This window comes from Streptomyces lonarensis (assembly GCF_012033735.1).
Classification (GTDB): Bacteria; Actinomycetota; Actinomycetes; order Streptomycetales; family Streptomycetaceae; genus Streptomyces; species Streptomyces lonarensis.
Window position 1 is genome coordinate 1 of record NZ_JAAVJD010000473.1, and the last position, 1,140, is coordinate 1,140.

Annotated in this window: 1 protein-coding gene; it reads left to right on the forward strand. The window is 78.2% G+C overall.

What is annotated here, in order from left to right; translation table 11 throughout:
• A partial coding sequence (locus tag HCN56_RS25610; protein ID WP_167975039.1) for a GAF domain-containing sensor histidine kinase occupies positions 1-1,030 on the forward strand: 1,030 nt, incomplete at its 5' end.
• Positions 1,031-1,140 lie beyond the last annotated feature (110 nt).

A 1,140-nucleotide genomic window follows, 5' to 3' on the forward strand; every position in this document is an offset into this window, starting at 1 on the left:
GGTCCGGCGCGGTGACCGGGCCGAACCGCCGCCCGCCGCCGAGCTGCGGACGGCGTGCGCGACCGGCGCCGGCTCCGAGGCGTTCGCCCAGGTCCGGTTCGACGACGACGGGCTGGTCGCCGCCGCGTTGCGCGCCGACACGGCCGTCACCAGCGCCGACCCGGCGCACGATCCGCGCGCCGGGGGCGGGGCCGACTCCTGGTCCGGCCTCGGCCCCGCGGTCGCCGTGCCGATGGGGGCCGGCGACGGGGTCCGCGGCGTGCTACTGCTGGCCCGCGCCGTGGGGCGCGCGCCGTTCACCGAGGCGGAGACGCGGCCGCTGCGCGGGTTCGCGGGGCAGGCGGCGCTCGCCCTGGAGCTCGCCGACCGCCGTCGCGACGCCGAGCAGCTCGCCCTGTTCGCGGACCGCGACCGGATCGCCCGGGACCTGCACGACCTCGCCATCCAGCGGCTTTTCGCCACCGGGATGACGTTGCAGAGCGCCCAGCGGTTCGTGGAGCATCCCGGTGCGGCGGAGCGGCTGGAGCGCGCGGTCGACGACCTCGACGACACCATCAAGATCATCCGATCGACCATATTCGGGCTCCGCACGCGGCCGGGGGAGCGGGGCGCGACGCTTCGCGGCCGGGTCACCGAGGCGACCGAGGCCGCCGTCGCCACCCTCGGCTTCCGACCCGCCCTGGTGACGGAGGGGCCGGTGGACACCGCCGTGCCGCCGCCGGTTGCGGACGCGGTCACCGCGGTGCTGGTGGAGGCGCTGAGCAACGTCGCCCGCCACGCCGGCGCCTCGGCCGCCGAGGTCCGACTGACGGTGGCGGGTGATCGGCTGACCCTGGTCGTCGCCGACGACGGCGTCGGCATGCCGCGGCGGGGCCGCCGCAGCGGCCTGCGGAACCTGGAGGACCGGGCGCACGCCTTCGACGGCACGCTCACCGTGACGCCGGGCCCGGAGGGTGGGACGGTCGTCACCTGGCTGGTCCCCCTCACCGACGCACCGCTGGACGCGGAGGGGCCCGCCGGGCGGCCCTGACCCGCCACCGCCAGTCGGACCTCGGCGGCCGAGGCGCCGGCGTGGCGGGCGACGTTGCTCAGCGCCTCCACCAGCACCGCGGTGACCGCGTCCGCAACCGGCGGCGGCAC